Annotated in this window: 25 protein-coding genes, 1 tRNA gene and 1 pseudogene; 7 read left to right on the forward strand and 20 right to left on the reverse strand. The window is 54.9% G+C overall.

The genetic code is table 11. The annotated features are described in order from the left end of the window. Positions 1 to 82 precede the first annotated feature (82 nt). From HY272_13800 to HY272_13820, 5 genes are read left to right on the forward strand one after another with little or no spacing between them, the layout of a single operon-like run. Positions 83 to 553 carry a DUF4381 family protein gene (locus HY272_13800; GenBank protein ID MBI3773757.1) on the forward strand — a complete coding sequence of 157 codons (471 nt, stop codon included), beginning with the start codon at positions 83 to 85 and terminating at the stop codon, positions 551 to 553. Further along, positions 550 to 1,518, forward strand: a complete 969-nt coding sequence (locus HY272_13805) for a VWA domain-containing protein (GenBank protein MBI3773758.1) — start codon at positions 550 to 552, stop codon at positions 1,516 to 1,518. The genes HY272_13800 and HY272_13805 overlap by 4 nt, the downstream gene beginning before the upstream one ends. After that, a complete protein-coding gene (locus tag HY272_13810; protein MBI3773759.1) occupies positions 1,515 to 3,275 on the forward strand; it encodes a VWA domain-containing protein in 1,761 nt (586 codons plus the stop codon). The genes HY272_13805 and HY272_13810 overlap by 4 nt, the downstream gene beginning before the upstream one ends. Beyond that, positions 3,269 to 4,912 carry a BatD family protein gene (locus HY272_13815; GenBank protein MBI3773760.1) on the forward strand — a complete coding sequence of 548 codons (1,644 nt, stop codon included), beginning with the start codon at positions 3,269 to 3,271 and terminating at the stop codon, positions 4,910 to 4,912. Before HY272_13810 ends, HY272_13815 begins: the two co-directional genes overlap by 7 nt. Positions 4,913 to 4,915: 3 nt before the next feature. Then, a complete protein-coding gene (locus HY272_13820) occupies positions 4,916 to 5,671 on the forward strand; it encodes a class I SAM-dependent methyltransferase (GenBank protein MBI3773761.1) in 756 nt (251 codons plus the stop codon). A gap of 29 nt (positions 5,672 to 5,700) precedes the next feature. Here HY272_13820 and HY272_13825 read toward each other — a convergent pair whose 3' ends face one another. The 13 genes from HY272_13825 to HY272_13885 all read right to left on the reverse strand — a co-directional run bounded on the left by HY272_13825 (position 5,701) and on the right by HY272_13885 (position 20,789). Beyond that, positions 5,701 to 6,393: a tetratricopeptide repeat protein gene (locus tag HY272_13825; GenBank protein ID MBI3773762.1), complete on the reverse strand. Its 693-nt coding sequence runs from the start codon at positions 6,391 to 6,393 to the stop codon at positions 5,701 to 5,703. Beyond that, a complete protein-coding gene (gene ccsA / locus HY272_13830) occupies positions 6,393 to 7,238 on the reverse strand; it encodes a cytochrome c biogenesis protein CcsA (protein MBI3773763.1) in 846 nt (281 codons plus the stop codon). The genes HY272_13825 and ccsA overlap by 1 nt, the downstream gene beginning before the upstream one ends. Next, positions 7,238 to 8,245, reverse strand: coding sequence for a cytochrome c biogenesis protein ResB (locus tag HY272_13835; GenBank protein ID MBI3773764.1), 1,008 nt, complete (start codon positions 8,243 to 8,245; stop codon positions 7,238 to 7,240). Before HY272_13835 ends, ccsA begins: the two co-directional genes overlap by 1 nt. 8 nt (positions 8,246 to 8,253) lie before the next feature. Next, positions 8,254 to 11,061, reverse strand: a complete 2,808-nt coding sequence (locus HY272_13840) for a hypothetical protein (GenBank protein ID MBI3773765.1) — start codon at positions 11,059 to 11,061, stop codon at positions 8,254 to 8,256. Continuing rightward, positions 11,003 to 12,100: a 6-bladed beta-propeller gene (locus HY272_13845; protein ID MBI3773766.1), complete on the reverse strand. Its 1,098-nt coding sequence runs from the start codon at positions 12,098 to 12,100 to the stop codon at positions 11,003 to 11,005. Before HY272_13845 ends, HY272_13840 begins: the two co-directional genes overlap by 59 nt. Positions 12,101 to 12,327: 227 nt before the next feature. Further along, a complete protein-coding gene (locus HY272_13850; protein ID MBI3773767.1) occupies positions 12,328 to 13,503 on the reverse strand; it encodes a hypothetical protein in 1,176 nt (391 codons plus the stop codon). Next, complete coding sequence (locus HY272_13855) at positions 13,464 to 14,057, reverse strand: cytochrome c3 family protein (GenBank protein MBI3773768.1); 594 nt, start codon at positions 14,055 to 14,057, stop codon at positions 13,464 to 13,466. Before HY272_13855 ends, HY272_13850 begins: the two co-directional genes overlap by 40 nt. An 83-nt stretch (positions 14,058 to 14,140) precedes the next feature. Further along, positions 14,141 to 15,634: a hypothetical protein gene (locus HY272_13860; GenBank protein MBI3773769.1), complete on the reverse strand. Its 1,494-nt coding sequence runs from the start codon at positions 15,632 to 15,634 to the stop codon at positions 14,141 to 14,143. 139 nt (positions 15,635 to 15,773) lie between these two features. Then, a complete protein-coding gene (locus tag HY272_13865) occupies positions 15,774 to 16,463 on the reverse strand; it encodes a cytochrome c, class I (protein MBI3773770.1) in 690 nt (229 codons plus the stop codon). 14 nt (positions 16,464 to 16,477) lie between these two features. Further along, positions 16,478 to 16,906, reverse strand: coding sequence for a hypothetical protein (locus HY272_13870; protein MBI3773771.1), 429 nt, complete (start codon positions 16,904 to 16,906; stop codon positions 16,478 to 16,480). A gap of 90 nt (positions 16,907 to 16,996) precedes the next feature. Then, on the reverse strand, positions 16,997 to 18,748 hold the full coding sequence (locus HY272_13875) for a hypothetical protein (protein MBI3773772.1): 1,752 nt from the start codon (positions 18,746 to 18,748) through the stop codon (positions 16,997 to 16,999). Between the two features lie 73 nt (positions 18,749 to 18,821). Continuing rightward, positions 18,822 to 19,778: a peptidylprolyl isomerase gene (locus HY272_13880; GenBank protein MBI3773773.1), complete on the reverse strand. Its 957-nt coding sequence runs from the start codon at positions 19,776 to 19,778 to the stop codon at positions 18,822 to 18,824. Positions 19,779 to 19,973: 195 nt separating this feature from the next. Then, on the reverse strand, positions 19,974 to 20,789 hold the full coding sequence (locus HY272_13885; protein MBI3773774.1) for a cytochrome c3 family protein: 816 nt from the start codon (positions 20,787 to 20,789) through the stop codon (positions 19,974 to 19,976). Positions 20,790 to 20,927: 138 nt separating this feature from the next. On the opposite strand from HY272_13885, the pseudogene HY272_13890 reads away from it, so the two are divergent. Further along, positions 20,928 to 21,239 (forward strand): annotated as a pseudogene (locus HY272_13890) (transposase). Positions 21,240 to 21,280: 41 nt separating this feature from the next. Here the strand turns inward: HY272_13890 and HY272_13895 are convergent. The 3 genes from HY272_13895 to HY272_13905 form a co-directional block, all read right to left on the reverse strand. Then, the gene (locus HY272_13895) at positions 21,281 to 21,505 is read right to left on the reverse strand and encodes a BrnA antitoxin family protein (GenBank protein ID MBI3773775.1); all 225 of its coding nucleotides are present in this window, start codon (positions 21,503 to 21,505) and stop codon (positions 21,281 to 21,283) included. Next, complete coding sequence (locus tag HY272_13900; GenBank protein MBI3773776.1) at positions 21,502 to 21,792, reverse strand: BrnT family toxin; 291 nt, start codon at positions 21,790 to 21,792, stop codon at positions 21,502 to 21,504. Before HY272_13900 ends, HY272_13895 begins: the two co-directional genes overlap by 4 nt. A 168-nt stretch (positions 21,793 to 21,960) precedes the next feature. Further along, positions 21,961 to 23,040 carry a porin gene (locus tag HY272_13905; protein MBI3773777.1) on the reverse strand — a complete coding sequence of 360 codons (1,080 nt, stop codon included), beginning with the start codon at positions 23,038 to 23,040 and terminating at the stop codon, positions 21,961 to 21,963. Positions 23,041 to 23,297: 257 nt separating this feature from the next. Here HY272_13905 and HY272_13910 point away from each other — a divergent pair, with 257 nt between their 5' ends. Further along, on the forward strand, positions 23,298 to 23,465 hold the full coding sequence (locus HY272_13910; protein MBI3773778.1) for a hypothetical protein: 168 nt from the start codon (positions 23,298 to 23,300) through the stop codon (positions 23,463 to 23,465). Between the two features lie 63 nt (positions 23,466 to 23,528). Here HY272_13910 and HY272_13915 read toward each other — a convergent pair whose 3' ends face one another. The 4 genes from HY272_13915 to rpsI form a co-directional block, all read right to left on the reverse strand. Continuing rightward, the gene (locus HY272_13915) at positions 23,529 to 23,753 is read right to left on the reverse strand and encodes a DUF86 domain-containing protein (GenBank protein ID MBI3773779.1); all 225 of its coding nucleotides are present in this window, start codon (positions 23,751 to 23,753) and stop codon (positions 23,529 to 23,531) included. 9 nt (positions 23,754 to 23,762) lie between these two features. Next, the gene (locus HY272_13920; GenBank protein MBI3773780.1) at positions 23,763 to 24,053 is read right to left on the reverse strand and encodes a nucleotidyltransferase family protein; all 291 of its coding nucleotides are present in this window, start codon (positions 24,051 to 24,053) and stop codon (positions 23,763 to 23,765) included. 167 nt (positions 24,054 to 24,220) lie between these two features. After that, positions 24,221 to 24,294 (reverse strand) — tRNA-Gln (locus tag HY272_13925). 102 nt (positions 24,295 to 24,396) lie between these two features. Further along, on the reverse strand, positions 24,397 to 24,789 hold the full coding sequence (rpsI, locus tag HY272_13930; GenBank protein ID MBI3773781.1) for a 30S ribosomal protein S9: 393 nt from the start codon (positions 24,787 to 24,789) through the stop codon (positions 24,397 to 24,399). Between the last annotated feature and the right edge of the window lie 5 nt (positions 24,790 to 24,794).

Below are 24,794 nucleotides of genomic sequence, written 5' to 3' on the forward strand. Positions count from 1 at the left end.
CAACAGAAATACAGAGATTGTGAGCAATGATACATTCTCAACCACTCTGTGCTCTCCGTGCCTCTGTGGTGAATAAATATCCATGAACAATACCGAACTTGAATCTCTGACAGTGCAATTAGCGGATATCCAATTACCGTCAGAGCCAATACTTTGGCCCTGGTATCTCGGTGGCATAATTGCACTTACTCTATTACTCACTGTGGCACGGTTAAGCTTTCGCCAGAGACGTGCTAACACACAAACTATTCATCAACATTCTTCACAAGAAGCATTACAACGCTTGAAACAATTGCACGACGAATGGCAAGCACAACAGATTGACGATCAACGCGCCGCATTTCGCCTCGCCAATTTGCTGCGACTCGGACTCAACCTTCCACAACTTACCGCTGAAGTGCCACCACAGTTAATGTTCGATGCAGAACTCTGGCAGAAAACTATCGAACAATTGCAGCAACTGCGTTATCACAATCAACCTATAATCAAGCTTGATCATAGCGTCTTCGACCATGCCCGCCGCTGGCTGACACAGGAAGCGACTCATCCGTGATCACGCTGGCCGCACCATTCTGGTTGTTGTTATTGCCACTGCCGTGGCTACTATGGCGCATGGCATTGCGCCGCCCGCACCCCGCACCCGCATTAATCCACCCGCAGGCGACACTGCTGGCGCAACTCGCCGCCGAAACCGGCGCTGACCGGCAACGGCCGCCGTGGTTGTGGTTGCTAGGTTGCGGTCTATTACTATTGGCGCTGTCACGACCACTGCTCACCTTCGATGAATCACGCGGCCGTAACTTTCTGCTTGCCATCGATGTTTCGGGTTCGATGCGCGCACTTGATTACGCCATCAACAATCAAGCATTGAGCCGTCTCGATCTACTTAAGCGTGTAGTCGATGATTTTCTCTCCACCCGCAGCCATGATCGCGCCGGTTTACTGGTGTTTGGTGATGACGCCTATACGCTTGCTCCGTTGACCAGCGACATCGAACTCGTTCGGCGCTTATTGCGCGAAATTAAAAACGGCATGGCCGGTGAACGCACTGCGTTGGGCCAGGCCATTGCCCTGGGCGTGCAACGATTGCTACACGAAGATACTCGCTCACGCATCATGATTCTGCTTACAGACGGCACCAATTCCGCAGGCGACATTCATCCCGAAGAAGCGTTATTGATGGCACGCCACGCCAACGTCCGCATTTACACCATCGGCCTGGGGCATGCAGGTAAAGTCTTGTTCCCGCGCGGCCCGATGGAACGACCGGAACTGAAAGAGGTACCGCTCGACGAGGCTATGTTACAAAAACTGGCTCAAGAAAGCGGCGGCCGTTATTACCACGCCACTGCCAGCGGCGAATTGCCGAATATCATCGCCGATATCGAACAACTGGAAACCATTCCGCTTGATGTGAATCGCGATTCGAGTAACGATCTGTTCTGGGTGCCATTGATTGCCGGAATGTCGCTATTACTCGGCGCCTGGCAGCGTGGCAATCGCGAGGTGATGCCGTGAGCGAGCTTTGGTCACAATTCGCCTGGCAGCAGCCGTTATGGTTGTTGCTTGCGCCGTTGCCATGGTTACTGTGGCTATGGCGCAAGGATAAAACTCATCACCCAGCATTGGAGCGTTTTGCCAGCGCCGCACTCTGGCCACGCCTGCTGCATGGCATCGACCAGACGCTGACTCATCGTGGCCGTTGGCTGTTTTTCGGCGCCTGGAGTTTTGCCATCATCGCCGCTGCCGGTCCATTATGGTTGAAATCCGGCGAACAATTAAGCGCCGCGCCTGTTGGCAGCAACATTGTCGTAGTGCTCGACATCTCGCCATCGATGCTGGTCAGCGACGTTAATCCCAATCGTCTCGAACTCGCCAAGCGTCAATTGCTCAATTTTATTCGTCAGCGACCACAGGATCGCTTTGCGCTAGTCACCTTCTCCGCCAATGCCTACACCGTGCTACCGCTGACGCACGATGCAAAAGCGCTGGAGCAATTTCTCGATGCGCTGAACCCGGAATTGGTCACCGTTCCCGGCACTAACGTCAACCGAGCGCTGGTGCTGGCGAACAAGATCCTGCGCCGCACACCCGGCACCCAAAACGGTCATGGCTTGGTGCTACTGCTGAGTGATGGCGAGATCCACGACAGCGACGGGCTGATCGCCGCTCGAACATTAGGTGAACAAGGGTATCCGCTTTATACGATAGGCGTGGGCACGACGGTTGGCGGTCCAGTGCCGCTACCGAACGGACAACTGGTGCGCCAGGAGGGCGAGATCATCACTTCACAGCTCCAACCCGGCGTGCTGCAACGTTTCGCCGAGGCGGGCCACGGCGAGTATCAACCGCTATCCACCGCTGCCTGGTCTACCCTCGCCCGCGCCGCTGATCAACGCGCCCAGCCGATCTCTGAGCGGATGATCCGCCGTGGCACGACGGCCTTGTTTCCGTTCTTCTTGACCGCTGCCTTCACCCTCTTTCTGTGGGCCGGCTTTCGCCGCCCCGAGGCCCTCGCCGCCCTGCTCCTGGTCCCGTTATTATTGACCACCCCAGACTCGGAGGCTGCTCCCTGGGATGAGCTAACGGCTTATCAGGATTTGAAAAAACAGAATTTTGAAGGCGCCATGCAAAAATATAGCGAGCTCGATCATTACAGCGGCCACCTCGGCCACGGCGCGGCCGCTTACCGGTTAAAACACTGGCAGCAAGCGCTGAATTCCTTCCGCAAGGCCGAAACTGCCAGCCGTGATCCTCAACAACAAGCCGCTGCCCTCCACAATCAGGGTAACGCTCTCGCTCAACTCAATCAGCTGGACGATGCCCGCGTCGCTTACCAACGCGCCCTGCAACTGCAACCGCAATTCCCCCAGGCTGCCCACAACCTCGCGCTGGTGAATCGTTATCTGCAAGAACACGGCGGCACACACCAGAGCAAGAATCTCTTTTCGCGCCCTGGCATATTTAGCGATCAGCAGCAACAGACCGGCCCCGGCAGCGGTGGTGATATTGCCAATCGTATGAATGGCGATCAATCAGGCAATGATTTGCATCGTGGCGCCGAACGCGGCAATGGCGCACCGACGCAACATCAGCAAAGCATCGACAGCACGCTCGCAAATTGGGGCAAAATCAGCCCCAACGCAACTGACATTCCACAACGAACTTTGCAACAATTACAAAATCTCAACGAAGACGCCAAAACCATGCTCCAGCGCCGCTTTGCGACTGAAGATGAAAACACGCGCGGCATGGTAGGAGTAAAACCGTGGTAAGACACATCATTGCGATTTGCCTTATGCTCTGGCTCCCCGCCACCTGGGCCGCCAGTTTTACTGCTCAGGTTGATCGCCAACAACTAAGCACCGAAGAATCCGTCACGCTCACCCTGCAACTGATCAACAGCGAAACGCGTCTACGTGCCGAGGGCGTTAATCCCAACATCGATCTTTCGCTATTGAGCCGCGACTTTACCCTTGGCATACCCAAGACCGACTTCCGTTACACCCTGCATCAAGGCAATGGTCGCTCAACATCCGAGTTAACCGTTGAACTGTTTCCCAAACACAGCGGCCAGTTGGTGATACCTAGATTTAACATTGACGGTTTGCGCAGCGCAGCCATCACACTCAACGTCAAACCCCTCGCCGCCGATGCCGCACCGGAAGTGTTTGCCCGCGCTCATTTCTCTAATTCAGCGCCGTGGACACATCAACAATTAATCGTTTATCTCGATGTCTATCACCGCGTCGCAATCGAGGGTGCCAGCCTCGGCAGCACACTGGAAACCACGCCGACACGCATCGAGTTACTTCCCAACTGGGAATTACCACGTACCCGTTTAAAACAACGCCACAAGGGTTTTGACTATAATATTGAACGCCTGGCTTGGGCGATATTTCCAGACAAGAGCGGCACGTTTTCTGTACAAACACCGATCGTGGATTTATTTAAGGCTGGCGGCAAGCCGCAACATCTGCAATCACAGAAGCTGGAAGTTACTGTCAAGGCACTGCCACCCGGCGTGCCAGACAACATCATTATTGGCAAACCACAACTCAGCGCCGGCGACTTGCCTGCATCCGCCAAACAAAACGAGGCCATCAACTGGACCTTAACTTTGTCTGCCCCCGCCGCAGTCTCTAGTCTGCCAGATTACTTACCGCTGCCTGAGTTTCCCGCTGCGCTTAAGCTCTATCCTGATCACGCGCAGCATGACAATACCAAAACCAATGACGGCATCACCGATCGCGCCAACTACACGCTCTCGATCATGCCACTTGAATCTGGAGCTTTCATAGTTCCTGAAATTAAAATCCCGTATTTCGATCCGGTGCGTGGCATTGCCGATATCGTCAGCCTGCCACGCCGCACGATCAACATCAGCGCCTCGACATTGCCTCGCACCATGCCAAACACATCGAACAGCAATACTCCACAGGCAATCATCCAAGAAAGCTCCACCTACAACCCAGTATTGCCGTGGCAAATCGCCACCGGGATGATGACACTCCTCTGGCTGGTAACGCTGACCTTGTGGGTCAGACGCAAACCCGCCGGTGCACGCGAATTTTCGCCACCACGTACAACCGTTGAGATCACAGATCGCGCCAGTCAGCATCCGTTACAGGCGCAATTACTCGCCGCCTTTAACAGCATCACCTTGGAACAAGGCCTAACACACTGGCTGGAGGAATTTCCGGAAGATGGCGAAGCGCTGGAAATCGTACGTACCGTACAACGTCTTTGTTACGGCCATACCCATCATCACACCGTCGCTGACCCGCATCTTGCCGAACGCGTTTCGCAACTCTGCACCAAGATTAAAAATGCGAATAAATCTCACGAAACCACGCTCGACCCCTGGGCACCAGAGGCATTTACAGCCTCTCAACATCACGAACGGAGTTGAACCGTGCTTATTCAAACCACATGCCCTGTTTGCCGAGGCGTCTGCCATTTTCTGGATGCTGTCGATTTCAATAAATCCTGCGAAGAGAGACAGGGAAAATTTTTACCGCCCGCAGGCATTTTGATTCGTTATTTCCTCTGTACAAAATGCAGCTTTTGTTTTGCCCCCGAATTTTCGCAATGGCGTCTGGAAGATTTTGAACAACGAATTTATAACCATAATTATGTCCACGTTGACCCGGATTATATTGATCTCCGTCCGCGCGCCAATGCACAGAATTTGATGCTCACCTTCAAGGGATACGAGTCAACAATAAAACATCTTGATTACGGGGGCGGTGGTGGGCTGCTCAGCAGCATTCTGCGCGATGCTGGCTGGACATCCACGTCTTATGACCCATTTGTGGATCGGGACAAAAAGGTGGAAGCGCTGGGCAAGTACGATCTGATCACCGCCTTCGAGGTCTTTGAACATGTGCCTGATGTCCAACAACTTATGGCGCATTTATCTACCCTGCTAGATCCAAACGGCCTGATTATTTTCAGTACCTTGCCGTCTGATAACGACATCGCCCCCCAACAAAGGCTTACATGGTGGTACGCATCCCCTCGTAACGGGCATATCAGTCTTTTCTCGAGAAACAGCCTTTTGCTTTTAGGACAGAGCAAAAATTTTAAGCTTTGCAGTTTCGCTTACGGTCTGTTTGGCTTCTGGCGCCAAGCACCTCTCTGGGCCACGCACATTCTCCCCAACGACTGACACGACAGCCCTAAATCGACACCCGGTTATCAACGCTTCGAAAAATCAATCTCGTGCTGTTTGATCGCGGGTGAATCCGCCTCTGGCCCATTGCGCTCCGTCCATTCCCGGCCGCGTTTTTCCAGCCATTGCTGCTCGTCTTTCGGTAACGGACCGCGCTTCAAGGTCGATTCCCACTCCCACAAGGCTGAGCGCGCCTTGCGCAAATAAGGATCATTGGGTGGCGAAAGATGAATAAACGTGCGCATCGCGCCCAACGCCCCTTCCACATCCCCCATCTGCTCCAGCGCAACCGCCAGCCCCCAATAGGCATTGGCCTGATACGGCTCGATCTCAAGTGCAATGTTGAAAAAATCACGCGCGGCGGGATAATTTTGCATCCCGATCAACGCATAACCCATATTGACATAAGCCTCGGGCATGCGCGGCGCCAATGCAATCACACGATGCAGTGCCGTTATCGCATAATCGTATTTTTTGGCATGCAGCATGGCCACGGCCTGCTGAAAACGTTCTTCCAGCTCACGCTGACGGTATTGTTGCGAATGGCCACGCGGATCGGCCTTGGCGTCGATGATGGTTTCTCGCTGCGGCATTTTCAGATCAAACTGTGACCGACCACCGAAACCCACGACCATGGCGGCCACCAGGCTCACCAAAACCACCGAGGTCACTGCCGTCAGACGTTCGCTCCCATCTTGCAGCAACAGTGCACCACTCATTAAATCACCCCTTTATGCGCCGCTTCACTGAAATACGGCGTACCAAAATAAGTCATGAATGCCAAACCGAAAATCGCAAGAATGGCCAGCGCGCCAATGCGCGACGGAATCTTGTAGCTCAATCGCGCATGAATGCCGGCGCCAATCGACAACCAGGTCAAAAATGCCGATGTCTCCAACGCATCCCAGGACCAATAACGCCCCCAGGCATCCTGCGCCCACACCGCACCCGCCACCAGCATCAAACTATCAAACACCAGTGCCAGCATCATGAAACGCCAGGCCATTTGATCGAGAACTTCATCCGGCATTTGTTTGAGCAATCCCGCGAAACGCGGCACCGTACGTAACAACATCACTCCCGCCAAACCGGCAGCAACCAGACAAAACGACAAAAATATTTTGCCCAGACTCACATGCGCCCATAACCAATTATTGAAATAGGTTGGCGGCAGTCGACTGTCGGCCGGTTCCAGCATCAGTATCCAACTACCGAGCAACCAGATCAGCGGCATCACCACGACCGCACTCGGACGTAACACCGGCACACGCCAATAGATGATGGAATACACTAAACCAAGACTGAACAACTGACTCATCAGCAGTTCAAAGAGATTAACGAACGGCCCATGGCCAAGCCGCTCCCAGCGCACGCCCAGCGCCATTGCCAGCAACACCACACCGGTGACGATCGCCAACAACACCCAGCGCTCATAGCTCAGACTATTAGCGACAGCAACACCACCGTTACTCACGCGCCAGACGCCACGAAAAGCCATCGCCATTGCGCCCGCGTACGCTAGCAAACCCGCCCATAACCACGGCATTTCCGCGACCATCATCATTACGCCTTCACCGTCCGATTTCCAATTAACGCCTGCTCACGACGCTCTGGCGTCGCCAGCAATGGCTGACTGGCAAATTTGCGCCAGTAGTGATGCGCCAAACCCAAAACCGCGGTAATCGCCGAGATAAATAATCCATACAAGGTCGGATCATAAAAAATCTTGTACCCAATCCAGGTCGAAAGTTGCTCGTAACGCAATTTACCACCGGGCAAATCAACGCTTTCACCGGGCGCCAATTCCACACGGCGCTCGCCATTATTGACCACCAGCACGCCCTTAGCCTTACGACCATCAAGCACCCACGATTGTTCCTTGGTATAGCCTGTATCCAACCGCAACCAGAACTTTATGGGCTTGCTGCCCGGCGGCGTCCACTCACTATCCTGCTTGTATTCAAACATGGGATACGATGGCATATTCAAGGTACCGGTCACTGGCTCCCCGGTTTCCGGCGTCCAGGTCAACACCGGGGCAAACCCTTTATTGAAGCTGGTATAGAAACGATATCCTTCCAGCAGCAGCGGTTTATCATCACCCACAATCTGCTCGCGCACGCTTCCATTCGCCTGCGGCAATAACACCTGGCTGCGCGTCGAGCCACGCGTCAAACCCGGCGCGTAATCCACCGTATAGAATCCCTGCGTGAAATTTACCTGCTCAAGAGCGCCGCGATGCCAAGGGCCTTGACGCACATCCGCCAGCATCTCTGTACTGAAAGGCATCCCTTGCCCCAGCTCAAAACGCGCCTCAAAAAAAGTCAGCCGCCCGACTGCCGCCAGCACACAAATCCCGAACAACCCGATATGAAACACCAGCAACCCGGGGCGCCTGTTAATCCCAGGTTGAGTAATAATCGCTGCCAGGAGATTGAGCGCCAGAAACAACATCGGCGACGTCAACATCCACACCGACGTTGCCGCCGGATCGTCGTAGCTTAGCCCTGCACTCACCGCCAGCCACGCCATACCCAGCAGGGTAAGACGCGTCGACGCCAGTCTGCGCAACACGCGCATCATGGGAGATTATTACACGCCTCGCTATCGGCACCAGGATCCGTCATCCAGGGAACGTTGCCAAAGTTGTTATTACCGCCAACCCGGCCGTTGCCCGGCGTCCCTGCCGAACCACAACTGGTATGCACCCAGGCACCACTGCGGCGGAAGTTCACCACCTTCAGTACAGAACCGTTGTAATAGGGGCCACGATAATAACGTGCCGTGGTGCGATTACGCACTTGCGTGCCTGCCGTCAAACCTATCTCTGTACCCACATCATTGAGATTGGCAAGGAAGTTTTTATTCTTCCAGCCGTGCGGGATGGCGATGTGACAGAAGTTGCAACGGAAATTGGATACCTGGCCAGTTTGTGCGTGGCCGATGTGCAGATTGTCATCTGCCGCATACAAGCAGGACGCGGCTCCCGTCGCCTGCCCCGGCTCACGCGAGAATCCGCTACGACGGATTGTACCCGTAATAACCCCCTGCGGATTAGATTTGCCGTAGGACTCGTAGTTGTGACACTTGAAACACAAACCATCCGGCGTGTTGGTACCGGTATTTTCCTCCCACGCACCCTTGAGCAGAAAGTTGTTATTCGAGCCGTGCGGTCCCCACACGGGGCCATGAGGCTGTGTACCGCGCGGCACTGAAGTCCCGGCAGCGGTGTCACTGCCATGACAATCGGTGCAATACATGGTCTGCACGCCAACACCGGCGTTAAAAGGCTCCTGCCAGTCATTCGCATCGGCTTGGCGCTGATTATCGGCGGGACTGACAAATCCTTGCACCCCAGGATTGGCTGCGCCCGCCACCGCCGTGCGCCCCGTCGGCCGCATCACTGGATGCCAGGCGCGATGATTCTCTTCGCGATAGTTGACGCAATTACCTTGCGGATCAGTGTAACCACCATAGGGCGGGTTGTAATAATTGCCATAAAGATTAGCGCCTGCCTGTGCCGCCACAACATTCAGCGTTCCCGTGTTGATACTGGCGCATGGCGTACCTCCGACATAGGCGCCGGTAGGTGAAGCCGGCGCAGTATCATTAAATTCAGCCTTATGCGAATCCGGCGACTGATACTCCACCGCCTGATTGGTGTAATTAAAGAGCGAGTTGGTGCCGGGTGGCGTACCCCCAGAGTGATTCGTTCCCAGCGGCGGCGGATTGGAACCATAGCCGTAATTGGAGTGGCACTTCATACAGACCTGATATTCACGCGTCACATAACTTTCTGGCGGCCGGTCGTCATTGCTGGCCAATGTTGCCGGCGCCACACCCACCGAAGCCTCGCCGCGCTTGACCTCGAACGTCGGCATCTGATTGGGATCAAAAGCCGTCGTCGGCCAGCCATAAGGCTCAACACCCCATGCGCCGCGCAACACTCCCGAGGCAATATTGCTATGCTTGCCCGTCGGATCATTGGCGATCTGCGTTATGGTGTGATTGTGCGTACCTTCATTATCAGGCGCTGCCGGATTGGCAAAGAACTGCCGGTTTTTGATCACGCGATGCGGATTGTGGCAGTCCGTGCACTCGGCATGGCGATTACTCAAATCACCAAAGCCCAGTCGCTGCCGTGACTCCAGAAAATCTTTACCGCCACCGATTTCATTGGTAGTGCCAATCGAATGCCGTTCTTCCTGTGCCGGTTGATCGCTACTGGCAATCGGCATGTGAACACGCATGGTCGTAAAATCGGTCTTGATATCCGGCACTGCGGAACCCGCGCCCTGACCTTGCAACACATTACCATCCGCCGAGTGACAGGCGTAACAGGTCTCTTCAATCGCCGCCTTACCACCCTGTTTAAACTTGGCGCCCTTGGTGGTAATCTGAGTATTCCCATCCGTGCCCTCACGCAAAATGCGGCGCGCCCCTTGCACCGTATGCGGATCATGGCAGTTCAGACATGCCGCCTGCCACACCTTCATCCCCTTAGGGAAATCACGCAGCTCGGCCGCAGCATCCGTATAAGTCTGACCACCGGCAACAGTGGCATCTGAATTCGCATGCGCGGACAGCGCCCAGCCTTCTTTTTGATGACACGCAAGACAAATAATGTCATTCGCCTTGTCAAACGCAGCCCTCTCTGCCGGCTGCGCCTTCTGGAAGCGATTGACGCGCAGGAACTTGATGTTCTCGCCCTCGGTACTGCGAATGTGAGGGTCATGGCAGGTAACGCATTCCATGTTGCCATCATCCAGCGGCAACAATGGTCGCTGCCCCGGCGCGCGCGTACCGATATGCGACTCCACTTCAGGAATACGTAACTCCTGGTCGCGCAACGCACGTGCTGAATTAAATTTAAACGAGATCGGATGGTCGTTGCTCAGATCCACACCCAGGCGCCGGGTAAATCCGCTTTGCTCGCCCATGCCTTCAGGCATAGTGCCATCCAGCTTGGTGCCACCGACGGTCACATTAGGGCGCTCAACCCGATTCAGCACATTCACCGCACCAATCGCCAGCGTGCCATCATGACATGACAAACAAAGTTTGGATTTGGTATTCGGCTGACCGATGTCCTGAAATTCGAGTGAAGTGGAGCTGTAAGGCGTATACGTTTGGCCGCTGAGTTTGCGATTCCAGATCGGCGCTTTTGCGACACTGGCGCCGCCATGAGGGGTATGACAAAAGGCGCAGACCTGAGACTCCGTGGTCGCCTGCACGTTACGCGCAATACCCTCCGGCAACGCCGGCACGATCGCCGCCGAGAAATTGTGCTTGGTGTTGCGGATATCCGAGACGCGATCAGCCTGGGCGTTAACGCCCAGCAGCATGCTTAGCGTCAGCAGTGTCCCCACCCTCCACAGCATCCCCATTCCCATCTCCAAGGTATTGAAAGATCACCACGCGGCCATTAAACATGTCCGCCACATAGATCCAACCATTGTTGTCCACCCACGCGCCAGCGGGCAGGTAAAACTGGCCGATGTCCTGGCCGGTCCCCCCAAGTGGCAAGAGCAGCTCACCTTTGTTATTGAATACTAACAAATAGTCGTATAAGGATTCCACCACATAGATATTGCCGTCACGATCGGCGGCGACGCCCTTCGGCCGTGAAAAATCCCCCAGATACATCCCGCGGTGACCAAAGGCACGCTGAAACTCCCCGGCCGCAGAAAACAGCTGAATCCGGGAATTGAGCGAATCGGTCACATAGAGAGTGTTGTCGCGGAATGACAGATATGTCGGACCATTCAGCAGCCCTTCTTTTTCACCCGGCCCGCCGAACTCAAACAAAAACTCACCCGCCGCGGAGAAGACCTTGATCGCACTATCGGCCCGATCTGCGACATAAAGCCGCCCAGCGGCCTCATCCCAAGCCACGCCGGTAGGATGCTGCAGCCGATCCTGCCCGACCACAGACATGGGCTGCCCGGCAGCATTTAACTGCACAACATAGCCGAGTTTGGAATCCGCCACCCAAAGGTGTCCGGCACGATCCACTGCCACCCCGATCGGCAACTCAAACCGCACGCCCGACGCTGCGTATTCCCACACCAACAATTCTTTTGCGCCCGGGTCAAATACATACACTGCCTGGCGACTGACATCACTGACAAAAATTCGGCCATCGGCGCCCACTGTTCCCGATTGCGGCCGCTGCAAGATCACGGGGCCAGGGGTATGACGCACCCATCCCACCAGCCAGTAAAAAAAGCGAATACCTACGTTGGGCTTGGCCTCTACCGTATCACGGAAATTTTCTTCACCTGTCAACTGCCCGAGATAACGATAGCGCGGCTTCTCCGGCGGCTCCGGCCAGACCTTGGCCACCGTTTGCCGTGCATCACCACGATAATGAAATACCTTCGGCGCCTGGGCGCAGCCTGACAACACCAGAGCCAGAATCAATATTAAAGATCTAACGCAAAGACGCGGAGGCGCAGAGGACGCAGGACCAATAATTTCAAACATATTCGTCCCGTATCAATAACGAAAGCATTTTAAGTTTCACAAAACAAGAATATTGTGATGACAAAAGTAACGGCGCAGAGACATAAAGACATTGAATAAGTTTGCGTCCTCTGCGTCTCCACGTCTTTGCGTTGGATTTTTATGTTTGCGATAAATGGCAGTAAACATTATTTCGCAGGCGGCAATACACCACTCCGCTCCGCCGCCATGCGGCCAATCTGGATCCGGCCATTGAGACTATCGACGACATACAGCGATTGCCCTTCCAACCACAAATCTTCAATCCGCTTGAACTGACCCGGCGCACTACCATGGCCACCCAGCATCCCGATCAAGCGCCCACGATCAAACACCTTGATCAAATCATCTGCGTAGTCACCGACATAGGCGCGATTATTGTTATCAACGGCGATTGACGACGGGAACGTGACTTTTTGTTCCTCAAAGGAATACAAATACATCCCTTCCGCCGATAACACCTGCAATTTACGGCCGACGCGGGCACCCACGTAATAACCGTCCGGCCCGCGCGCCAGCGACGTGATATTGATAAATTCACCCGAACCCGCACCGCGGCCACCATAGGTCATGGTCAACTGGCCCGCGCCATTGAAGCGCACCAACTGATCATAATGCCCGTCCGCCACCACCAGACCGCCATTATTTTCGACCACCAAACCGACCGGTTTGGCGAGGTTCAGCCGATTCTTGAACACCTGCCGCAGACGGCCATTTTCATCCAGCCACAGCACTTGCGCAGCGGTCATGTCCGCCAGATAAATCGAAAAATCCGGCGCCACATAAATATCGCGCACTTCGCCTTTGGTCACTGCTTTGAGGTCGACGACTTTTTCCAAGCGCGTGGAAATACGATCATAACGAAAGACGGCATCGTGACCGGCATCCACCACGTAGACAAAATCGCCACGCACCGCCACCGCCACCGGGCGCTGGAAGCGAATCTGAACCACACCCGTGATGGCATTACCAATCAGCCCGCCATCGATAACCTGCCAATCAAAAACTTTGATCGGCGCAACAAAGTTTGGACCGGGTAACGGTGGCGCTGTCAGATCCGGCACTTCTACTGCCTCTTCCGCAAGCTCGGGGGGAATATCGAGATTGGAACGGCTGCTTTCTTTGGCTACGGCCGGAGGCGGCGCCGCCGTGCCCAGACTAAAATCCTGGAACAACTCGGCCAGCTCAGCGGCTTTTTCATCTTTGATTTGAGGTTCTTTGGCCTGTTCACGCGGCAGACTGCCGCAACCAGACATCAACACCGTCAGCCCCAGCAGGCAGGTGCTTATCTGATACCCGGTGCGTCTCGAGGCACTGAATGACATCGTCCACAATTCTTGGTTGGCGGAAATGCCACTTTACCATGACATACTCCGCAATACTTTCCCTGAATGATGGCAGACATCGTAACGGGATTACCACCCTTCTGCATCAAGAATATTTCGGGGTGGCAATTTTTACACGTCAGCCATTCCGTGTGCTGGCGATGAGGATAACGTACATAGGGCATTGAGCCCGTATTCTGGAAGATAACATCGAAATCGACCGGGTACATTTCTTCATCGCCCAGCAAACTCATCCGTGGCGTGATCAGCCCTTGATCCAGCGTCTTGACCCAATCGATCACCCCCGACTTATCGCGAGGAAAGCCGGCCATTGCCTCCACTGGCTCCTGCAATACCTTGACCGCATCGTTGCTCGGATCATGGATGCCATCCTCGGACACCGGCACCGCTCTGCTATCCAGCTGATAGTGATCGCCGCCGGACCAGAATTCACCACTGAACTTATCCTGCACATACGCAGCGCGCGGCAACAACCCTATCGCCAAGGTTGCCACAAACACCATGCACAGAATTATCAGCTTCCTACGAAACATGCCGGAAAACCTACCCTTGGAATACAGGAGGGCGCCCCCCTCCAGGAGGGCGGCCCCAGCACACTATACACGCCGACCAGAGATTATTGAACCCCGGCAAGACGCAAGGCACGCTGCAGATTGGAAGTCGCGGCCTCCATCGCCATGATTGCCATTTTATAATCACCCTTGGCCGCAACCTCTGCACCCTCGCGTTTGATCTGAGCAGCTTTTTTCACCAGCTCATCAATCATTTCCAGGGCGCGTTCAGCCGGCTGCTTCTGCTCAATGGCGAGCGGGATCAACTCTTCATAATTTTCAAGGCGCGACAGTTCGAATTCATATTCGTCTTTAGGCGTCTCGAAACTCTTGTCATACACCACGGTCTGCGACTGCAACATGTCGGTCAGGACCACAGTAATCATCGCCTGCGCCTTGTGCAACGACTTATTGGCACCGGCATAATCGCCCTTGCCACCCAAGCTTTTACCTTCGCTCAGCAAGCGTTGATATGCAGCCTCGTCCAACACACTCTTGGGTTTCTGGCCGGACTTCTTCAGACGGTCCATGTTGCGCTTATATGAAATATCATAATTGCCAAGCGCCGAAATCAACTCGCCATACATGGCCTTGTGATCAACTGCCGCCATGTCGCTTTCGGTGGTCACGCTGCGCGAAGCTGAATTTACCAGGCGCAGACCTTCGTTCACCTGATCCATCGCCTGATCCAATTTGCCCGCGCTCAATGAGGCGCGCGCGGCATCAATCTGCTGCCGCGCCTGCTTCAACATGCCGATCGCCGCCGCATCGCCACTGCTCTCGATGCGATGCGAACTATCCGATTTCAGCACCATGTCGGCATAGCCAAGTTTTTGTTTGACGGCGCCCTCAGTCACCACCGCCGCGCGCTGACCGCCACTGACAGCCGCCTCTTCGGTAGCGCCCGCAGCTTCTTTCGCCTTGGCCAGGCTATCGCCCTTGTTGAGCACAAAAATTTTACCGCCCATATATTTATGGTTACGGCACTCGTAATAGAGCAAATCCGGCGTCCCCTGATCAGGCTTGAACGCCACCTCACCCTGGTAAATAAACTGCCCGGTAACACCATCGGTATAAGTACCTGCCCCCCAGCCTGCCGGGCTGGTGGTGAGATAGAAATCGTGTTGAATTCCGGTATCAACAGCAAATTTATAGACCTGGCCACGAGTGACCGCGATTTCCTTGCCCTGAGCCCCATTGACCGCAAAACCCATTCGCGATCCCTTGCTGAAATTAGGATGCGATTCATCCTTGTCAACGGCAGTAATCAAAAAGGTGTTCGGATCGGAGGACAGCTTCATCGGTGCCGATGAAGTCGCTGGCTTAGGCGCTGACTTTGCCGCCGCCGGCTCGACAGTCGCCGCTTGCGCGGGCGGTGGCGTCATCGGCGGTGGCGTAACGGTCGCCACATTCGGTGTAGGCGCCTGACTTGCCGCGCGCGGCGCGGCTGTAGTGGCGGAAGGCGCCACGTCAGCTTGCTTCTCTGGTGTCGAACCGCCGCACCCTGCCAGGATGGCCGCGATAGACAAAGACAATACCTTAACTTTTATTTGCTTCATTGCAACTCTCCCACGTCAGCTACTTGTTCAATGCAGACTGCGATCCCTGTGAGACATCCGACATCCATTTGATATCCCTATCAGTGAGAAGGCCGCCCAAAGGCGGCCCTCTCAGAGCACACTCTAGATAGAGTAACGGTTAACGCCAAGGATTCTTTAGCGTTGACTCACTCAAAGGCGGCTGCCAATCGGCCGGCTTCGGCTTGGAGTGACACTTCTTACAAGATTTGGTGGTGATCGGGAAGGACACCTTACCGTGGCACACACCGCACTTCTGGCCGAGCAGGATCGCCGACATATTGATCTGGTTGGCACCCTTTTGTGGCACGAAGATGGCCGGATGGCAGTTGGAACAAGCCAGCCACTCGGTATGCTGACGATGCGGGAACACCACATCCGGCACCGAGGCCTTCACTTCACGGACGATGTCCATATCCATGACGAAGGGTTCTTCGTTGGAGTTGACACGATCCCAGCGCGGCGAGAGTTTTTTCTCGTCGATGGCCTTCACCCAGTCCACGTAGTTACCGAATTCGCTCGGCGGCAGACCCTGATAGGCTTCCAATGGCGGCTGCAACACGAAGGTACCTTCGTTTTCAGCATCATGGATACCATCTTCCGGCGGCGGCGCGTTCTTCATCTTCTCCTTTTTCAGGTTCCGATTAAAGTTGTTAGAGCCTGCCACTTGCGCCACAACGATCGGCACTTGCTGAGACTGAGCCACAACACCACCAGCCTTGTTGGAAGCTGGCTCTGCGCTGTGCGCCGGAGCAGACATCGCAAAAGCCAGGGTCAACGACATTACAAAATGTTTAGCTTGACGCTTCATGATTGCCCGCCCCCTTATTGCTTCTGCTCAACGGGCTTGTAGGGTGGCGCCACCAGGCGCTGAACCGTACTGCCGTGGAAATGGGTCGGAGTGCCTGGGATACCGGAATGGCACATGGCGCAGTTTTCTACAGACCAAGCCACTTCACCGTTATGGCAAGCGCCGCAGAACTTGCCGTCGATGATCTTGGCCATGGTGATCTTGTTGCCACCGGCCTTGAACTGGAAACCCAGGTCGGCGTGACAAACTTTGCAACGGAAACGAATGCGATGGAACCAGTGCGGGAAGACAACGGGACGAATACCGGCGGCATCCGCGTAGTTGTTGATCACCACGTCTGCATATTCGGCGTGCGCTGCTTGCGGGATAAAAAACGCGGCCAGCCAGGCCGTCACCCCCAGCAGAACATACCGCCACTTACTGTGCTTGGTAACACGTGACATATCCAATGTTCTCCTTACTATTTATAAATGTTATGAAAACTCGTTTAGATATTTTTATTATTTTTCAATCAGATCCACTCAAAAACACCATCAGAACCGGCGCATGACGCGGAAGTATAGCAGATCATAATCGGTGCCGTCAGTATCCGTCAAACGCAAACTGAGGCTGGTGTCGAGCATGCCAATACTATAGAAAAGGGCATTCTCCCAATCGGTGCGGTCGATGGCGCCTTCGATCGAGATCCGGGAGATTATGTAATCGGAGATAAAACGTAATCGCGGCACGCCAAACATTTGCAGATGTTCCAGCCGCAGCTGCCCGGTAGTACTGGTGGTTCGGGTGACGACCGTGCTGTAGGTATACTTCACCCATTGCATCGAAATATTACCTGTCAGGCTGGTGCGGCGCCCGAACTCCTGGGTACGGTTAAGCTGGACATTGGCCAGTTGCCGGTAATCATGCGAATCGACAAAATCCCGCGAGTCGGAGACCGTCGCCTGCGCCAGCGTCGTACCCTGCCAAGCGGTCTGGTAATAGCCCAAGGAGGCCGTGTGATCCAGACGCGGCACGGTGGCGCGGGTAGTCGCCGCCGCGCCGCTGTAATCATAGGACACGGCCTGCCCGGCGCTCAGCCGCACCGAATCAGTGGCATTCGATTTCTCCTGCGGATACCAGTTCCAGCTCAGGTTATGCCCGGCCTGCACACCGCCGTAGGTGTAATCATCAGTGGGCACCGCCTGATGATCCCAGGAGACATTGCCATACCCCTGCCACATCCCGCCCAACACCTGTCCCCAGTCCGTCTGATACTGGGCACCGACATGCTGACGGTGATCTTCGCTGGTGGTACCCGCCGTATAGTTGAAGGTGGAGGCAAAACTGGAATCCAGCCGCAGATTGTTGGTCATTTGATAAAACAGACCGGCATTGGCGGCGACCTGCGTCTGATCATTGGTGGCCACCGTTCCCTGCGAACCATCCAGGGTCATCAGCCGCATCCCGCCGCTGACCGTAAACGGCGAATTCACCGGCCGCCAGAAGGCAAAGCTCGACAATTGCGTGATATCCGTTCTCGACAGGCGCGTATCCTGACTCGTCGGATCCAGAAATGAGCGATCATACTGATACGCGCTCACCTTGCTATCGAGACGAAAATGACTGACCGGCGTGTAAAAATGACTCAAATCAACAATCGTGTTTTTGTTCTCGCGCCCGGCCACGGAATGCTGAGTCGTCTCGTAAGTGCCACGCGCCAGCATATGTTGCTGCGGCTTGCGCCAATCGGCATCAAAACCAAGCGTCTGATCGTCGTACTTCCCCGTCGCGACCGAATCCCAGGTGCGATAATCATAACGCGCCTGATAACGACCGCCGTTTTCCGGCAGATATGACTGCCGCAGCCCAACAGAGGTACTTGAATAATCCTGGCCAACGAACGTGATCGGCGTCCCGCCCGTTTCCTGCCGATTGACGCGACTATCGCTCTTTTGCACATGCAGATTAAAAGGCGCATGGCTTTGCGGCATCACATCCAGCCCCCAATCCGCCGTCGCGATGCTGGCGTTATTGGTGCTGCTGGTGGAACCGGTTTGAGCAGTGATGCTGTCCTGGGTCAACGTTAACGACAAGTCCGTCGTCGCCAGGTACGGCTCCCAGAAATAAGTGGAAAGGTTCAGATTGGCCGCCAACTGATTACTGACGTCGGAATCACCGGTCGACTCTTTCAGCGACCGATAGTTATAGCCAAGATAGCCTGATGACTCGACCGGCCCCAGGAATTGAGCAGCAGGCGCCGTCCCGCAGCTTGCCAGCCACAGTCCGCACACCCCTTGCACCATCATGCGCCGACGCCTTACTACCACTGCCGTCCCCGCATGCCGGTCATTTTGATTCGATGGCCCATTATGCCCCGAGTCATTCGTTTATCGTTATCGTTGTATCCACAACATCGATCCGCGCTGCTGCCCGCAACCGCTGTAACAACGCCTCCCACTGCCGCCCCCCTTGATCCCGCTGCCACAATGCCTGCGCCCGCGCCGCCACTTGCTCAAAGGCATTGAGCTGCGGCGACTGACGCTCCAGCAAACGAAACAGCGCTATTCCTTGCAATAACGGCACTGGCTCTGAAATCTTGCCCGGCGTCAATTTATCCACGGCTAGCTGCGCCTCGGCCGACAACATCCCCTTATGCACAAAACCCAGGTCGCCACCCTGCTCCGCCGAGGCATCGCCCGAATGCATCCGCGCCAGATCGGCAAAATTTTCACCGCGCTGCAATCTCTGCTGCAAACGCTTTGCTTCCTCCTCGGCCGCCCGCCACGCGGTGACTGGCGCCGATGGCGCGACCTTGAGCAGAATCACCGCCAGATGCAACCGTTCCGGCGTCGTAAACAAATCCTTGTGCGCGGCGTAATAAGCCTGCGCCGCCTTTGAATCCGGCGTCACCTGCCGCATCTGGCGCTCCAGCGCCGCCAGTCGCAACTGTTCCTCGCTCTGCTGCCGCAACTGCGCCTCGACCTGCACACGCTGCGCCTTATTCAGCCGCTCCAGACGCAGCTGCGCCGCGCCGCGCCGCATTTCATCCTGCAACGCCGCCTCCGCCACCACGATACCACGGCGCCGCGTTTCAGCCAGCAACAATTGTCGATCGATCAACTGCTGCGCCACCTCGCGCCGCAACTGCTCCAGTTTATTTTGCTCTGCGCCACCATGAAAAAATTTCTGCCGCGATGCGCCATGCACCGCCGCCTCAAATTCGGTACGCGTGATCGTCACGCCATCGACCACGGCGAATACTGACGATTCTGCAGCCACTGTCACTAACGGTAACAGCGCACACAGCACAGCCAACGTGCGTGCACACCGTCTCACAATCAACACTTTCATCACGCCATGCACCACATCAACACCCTCTCCCTCCGGGAGAGGGCTGGGGTGAGGGAATCCAAAACAAAACCCATTTTTTATCCCCTCATCCTCGGCAACTGCTCCTTGCGTTGCCCTACCTCGCGCATCCCTGCGCTCGTAACCTTCTCCCGGAGGGAGAAGGGACTAAAACTACACACCCTACTTGTTATGACAGGTCAGACACAGCTGACTGCCATCCGGTTTGATGCGCAAAAACGTCGGATTGTAATCCACATGCGGATCATGGCACGACGCACACTCCACATACGGCTGCGGATCGCCGACATAGGCGCCCTTGCTGCCGGTGCGCGTATACAGCTTCATATCCGTGCGCTCAAAATCCGCGCTGCCATTCGGCGTATTGACCCACCACACGCGGCTGGTGCCCAAAATCTGGGTTGAGGCAGGATTAAAATCCGGATCGTGCCCCGGCCCTGCCGGATTGGTCAGCGAATAGCCACCGCCGGCATATTGAATGCCGATCGGATGATCGTTCGTCAGATCCTTGCCCAGATTGGTGATTACATCCGGCCGCCCAATTCGTCCCTGCACCGTCGCCGCCTGACCACGCCAGGTACCGCGTTCAAAACCAGGCACCACGCGCCCCGAGCCCGGCTCGTTGAGCAAGGCATCCATCGCCTGTGTGCCGTCGTGACAGGAAAGACAGGCCAGCGACACCGAACCTACCGGCTCAACCTTGGCATCGAGCGTGGTAGTGCCCATCTGATCATAAGTGGTGTAGCCATTGGGATCGAGATTGCGGTTCCACAACGGCGCATCGGCCTTGCCGTCGCCGCCGTGCGGCGTATGGCAAAACACACAGATCTCGCGCGTGCCGCTGAAGGTGCTGGCCGCATTCAGGCCTGTGGCGCCCAAATTATGCTTGGAATTGAAAATACCGGCCTGCGCCAGGGTGACGCAGAACACCAAAATCCCCGCCGCCAAGGCCCAGCGCTGTCGCCGTGTTGTTATCATTTCAATTCTCCCCTAGCTTGGGAGTTCTAACATAGCGCCGTCAAAACTGTCAAACAAAACACTGGGTTAAGATGAAGCCGTAGAACGCGCGACACATCGGCCCGATTAGCATTGGTGCGCACGGCGCACCCTACATACTGGGACGTAAAATATCCCATGATCAGCAAGGCGTGGCGCAAGCACTGGGACACCCTCAACCCCCTGTTTGCCTATCCGCCCGAGATTCGCAAAGTCATCTACACCACCAACGCCATCGAATCTTTGAACAGCGTCATCCGCACCGCTACCCGTAAACACAAGATCTTCGCTCACGATGACTCGGCGTTTAAAGTGGTGTACCTGGCGATCCAACAGGCTTCAAAAAAATGGACGATGCCGATTCACAACTGGAAGATGGCCATGAACCGGTTTATGATCGACTTCGAGGATCGCCTCAAAAACTATGTTTAATCAACCGGGCGGTTACACAGAATTGTTTACAGGCTCACTGGTCAGGCAGGCTTGCGCCACGAGATGTCAACTTTTCTGTGGTGCGCAACGCAGTCGCGAAGATACAAATTGATCAGGCTTTGATAAGGGACCCCCGACTCCTCCGCCATTTTCTTGAAGTAATCGATCACATCCTCGCCAAGCCGCATGGTCACCGGCTTTTTCAAGCTTGATGCGTACGGATTCTTGCGCGACTTCATTTTTAAAAAATCATATTCTTTTTTCATGATGCGTCACCTTCGTAATACCTACATTCTTTCCGCGTGGCCTTGCGTGCCGAGATTATTCTGATGACATCGCCTGAACCTCTTTCACAGTGACACACCACCAGAATTCTCGCCTCACTACTCAGCCCCAGCATAATGAATCGATCCTCTTCCATTCCAGAATGTTCCGGGTCAAAAAACTGAATCGCAAATTCATCATAAAATACGGACCTGGCTTCTTCAAAAGAAACACCGTGCTTTCGTAAATTCGATGCCGCTTTTACCGGGGCCCATTCAAACTTGATCATATGTACAGTGTATGTACATACGTCAATCTTTTCAAGCCCTGGGACAATATCGCCCTATCGGCAGATCTTCCCATTATCCGCTTACTTTACCTTTCCTTTTTTATCCGAATCACAAATAAAAAAGGGCGCCCGGAGGCGCCCTTCTTGAACTTCAGATTCTCGAACCAATTACATGGAAGAGAATTTGACGTTCAGGCCCACCGCCAGCGCGCTGGTGGTCTTGTCAGAGAAACCGCTGCTGACACCAACCAGACCGTTAGCAGCGGTAGCACCATTGTCGTTGCCCATCTGCGTATACAGAACATAGGCTTCGGTGTTGGCGCTCATGTTGGTGCTTGCGCCCAAGGCGAAGAAGGTACCACCATTGTTGTTACCGCTGTCGGTCTCATCTTTCTGACCCACTGCCAGCTTCACCTTGGTGTTAGCCGTCACGCCATAGGCAGCGCTAATGTAGACGTTGCTTTGATCGATCTTGGCAGTCGCGTTAACAGCATCTGCATCCTGGCTCTTGTTTTCATAGACCAGACCCAGGTCAAAACCGGCGATGCTGTAGCCCACGCCCAGCTTGGTGCCGTTCAGCGCCTCACCATTGGCAGCCAGACCCGCCGCGTTGTCAATGGTCTGATAGGCCAAGGAGACATACAGCGGGCCATTGGTGTACATACCGGCCAAGCTGACGGCAGAGTTGGTATTATCCTTGGTACCATCAGGCAGGTTGTCGGCACCGTTACCGGTCACACCAGCGTCAGCCACATAGGCCGCAGCCAGAGTGAAGCCGCTCCAGTCTGGCGAGATGTAGGCGATAACGTTCGGTGCACGGGCATCCATCGTCGCGTCGATCACGGCATTGTAGTCAGCGTAGGTGTCAGCGAACGGATCCAGTTTGGCGGTCGCGATCTTGTACGGGGTGTCATGGGTACCGGCAATCACGGTACCGAAGCCACCGGCCAAGCCAACGAAGGTATTGCGAACGCTCAGAGTCGCGCTGTTGTCGGTGAAATCAACGCCACGCTCAATCTGCCACACAGCCTTCAAACCACCGCCCAGATCGTCGTTACCGCGGAAACCGAGGCGCGAGGCGTGGCTGGATACCGCCATCTTGCTGTCTTCAGCGGTCGTGGTCGGGTTGTCATCGCTGATATAGCCGACGGATACACGTGCCTGACCGTAGGTTTCCACAGCGGCCTGGGCCATCATTGGCGCGGCCAGAATGCCAGCCACTGCCAGAGTAATTAGTTTCTTCTGCATTATTGAATCTCCCTATATAGGTTAGTGAAATAGTCTTGTGACTTAAACACTTACAACAGCACCTTAAAGCGCCGTGGGGAGGAGCATGCTACAGTTTTTACGTGAATGCAACATCCGGTCAAATGTGTTGCGAAAATGATACAGAGGCGAATCAGATGCTTGAGAAGCAGTAAGATGACACATTACACTGGTAAAAATAACTGACAACCAGCCTGATTTTGGATCGAAGTAAAATCCCCCCGATTGGAAAACAAATTATGAAACCTTCCAACCAAATTGAATCCAACAACCCTCGTGCTACACAACCCGAGCAAACAGTGACATTAATCAAAATTCTGGCGCTCGGCGAACGCCAGCTCGAAGAGGGGCGCGTCTATCTTGTCTCGGAGGCAATCAAGAACCTGCGTCAGCGACAAAACGGTTGAATTCTTTCCATAACGGTGGCTGCCTGAGGACATGATTTTTTGCTTCGCCTAAACCGCCTGATATTATTGGCTCAAAGCTGACTGCACTTGTGACCTCAACTTCGGGAGATCGTTTTTAATGGTTTTCCAGACAATCTCGAGATCTATCTTGAAATAACCATGCGCCAATGCGTTGCGCATTTCATAGGCGAATGCCAATGGTAACTCGGGATGAGCAGCGGCAAACTCCGGGGAGTCTCGTTGAATATTACGACTGGCTTCGCCAATAACTTCAAAGACGTTGCTTATCCCGGCGACTCATACCGGCTTTGCTTCAGACAATACTTGGCGCCGGAAAGAATCAGGGAGCGCCTTCGGTGTCAGCACATCCACCGGCACCCCTAGCAACTCATGCAGCTCATGACGAATTGCCCCGATATCCAGCAAAGTCGTCTCTGGTGTCGGATCAATCAGGAGATCAAGGTCACTGCCCTCGACATCATCGCCATGGACGACTGAGCCAAAAACCCGCGCATTGCGCGCCCGGTGCGACGCCACTATGCGGCGGATATTTTTCCTGTGTATGTGTAGTGCTTCTGAGGGTTTCATTATTTCCTCGGCGACTCCGTCAACGTGTTTCGATGATAGGCTGATCTTGAAGAACATCCAATACCTTGTGTTGTGTCACCTGCGGCGATCGCCTGGCGGGTTACGCTGCTGCGCAGCTAACCCACCCTACATTTAAAGATAATTTTGGGGGCTAATTACAGAAAAATTGGCTGGGGGACTAGGATTCGAACCTAGGTTGGCGGAGTCAGAGTCCGCAGTCCTACCGCTAGACGATCCCCCAATGCGGGCCCTTAGGATATAAAGGCCAGGAACACGTTGCAAGTCTGAAAACAACAACCCGGGCAGAAGCCCGGGTTGTTTGGTACTGGGTACAAAAAGCGAATTAACGCTTGGAGTACTGTGGACGCTTGCGCGCCTTGTGCAAACCGATTTTCTTACGCTCGACCTCACGGGCGTCGCGGGTCAGGAAGCCGACCTGGCGCATGACGCTGCGCAGGGCTTCATCTTGCTCGACCAGGGCGCGGGCCAAACCGAGGCGGATGGCGCCGGCTTGACCGCTACCACCACCCCCTTCAACGGTGACGAAGACGTCGTACTTGCCGACGAGGTTGGCAGCTTCCAGCGGCTGACGCACGATCATGCGTGAGGTTTCGCGGCCAAAATATTGGTCCAGTGTGCGCTGATTGACGGTGATGTTACCGGTGCCGGGCTTGATCCAGACGCGGGCGGAGGCGGTCTTGCGGCGGCCGGTATTGATCTGATTTGCTTGTGCCATGGTGT

Source organism: Gammaproteobacteria bacterium (genome assembly GCA_016200485.1).
Lineage (GTDB): Bacteria > Pseudomonadota > Gammaproteobacteria > Tenderiales > Tenderiaceae > JACQEP01.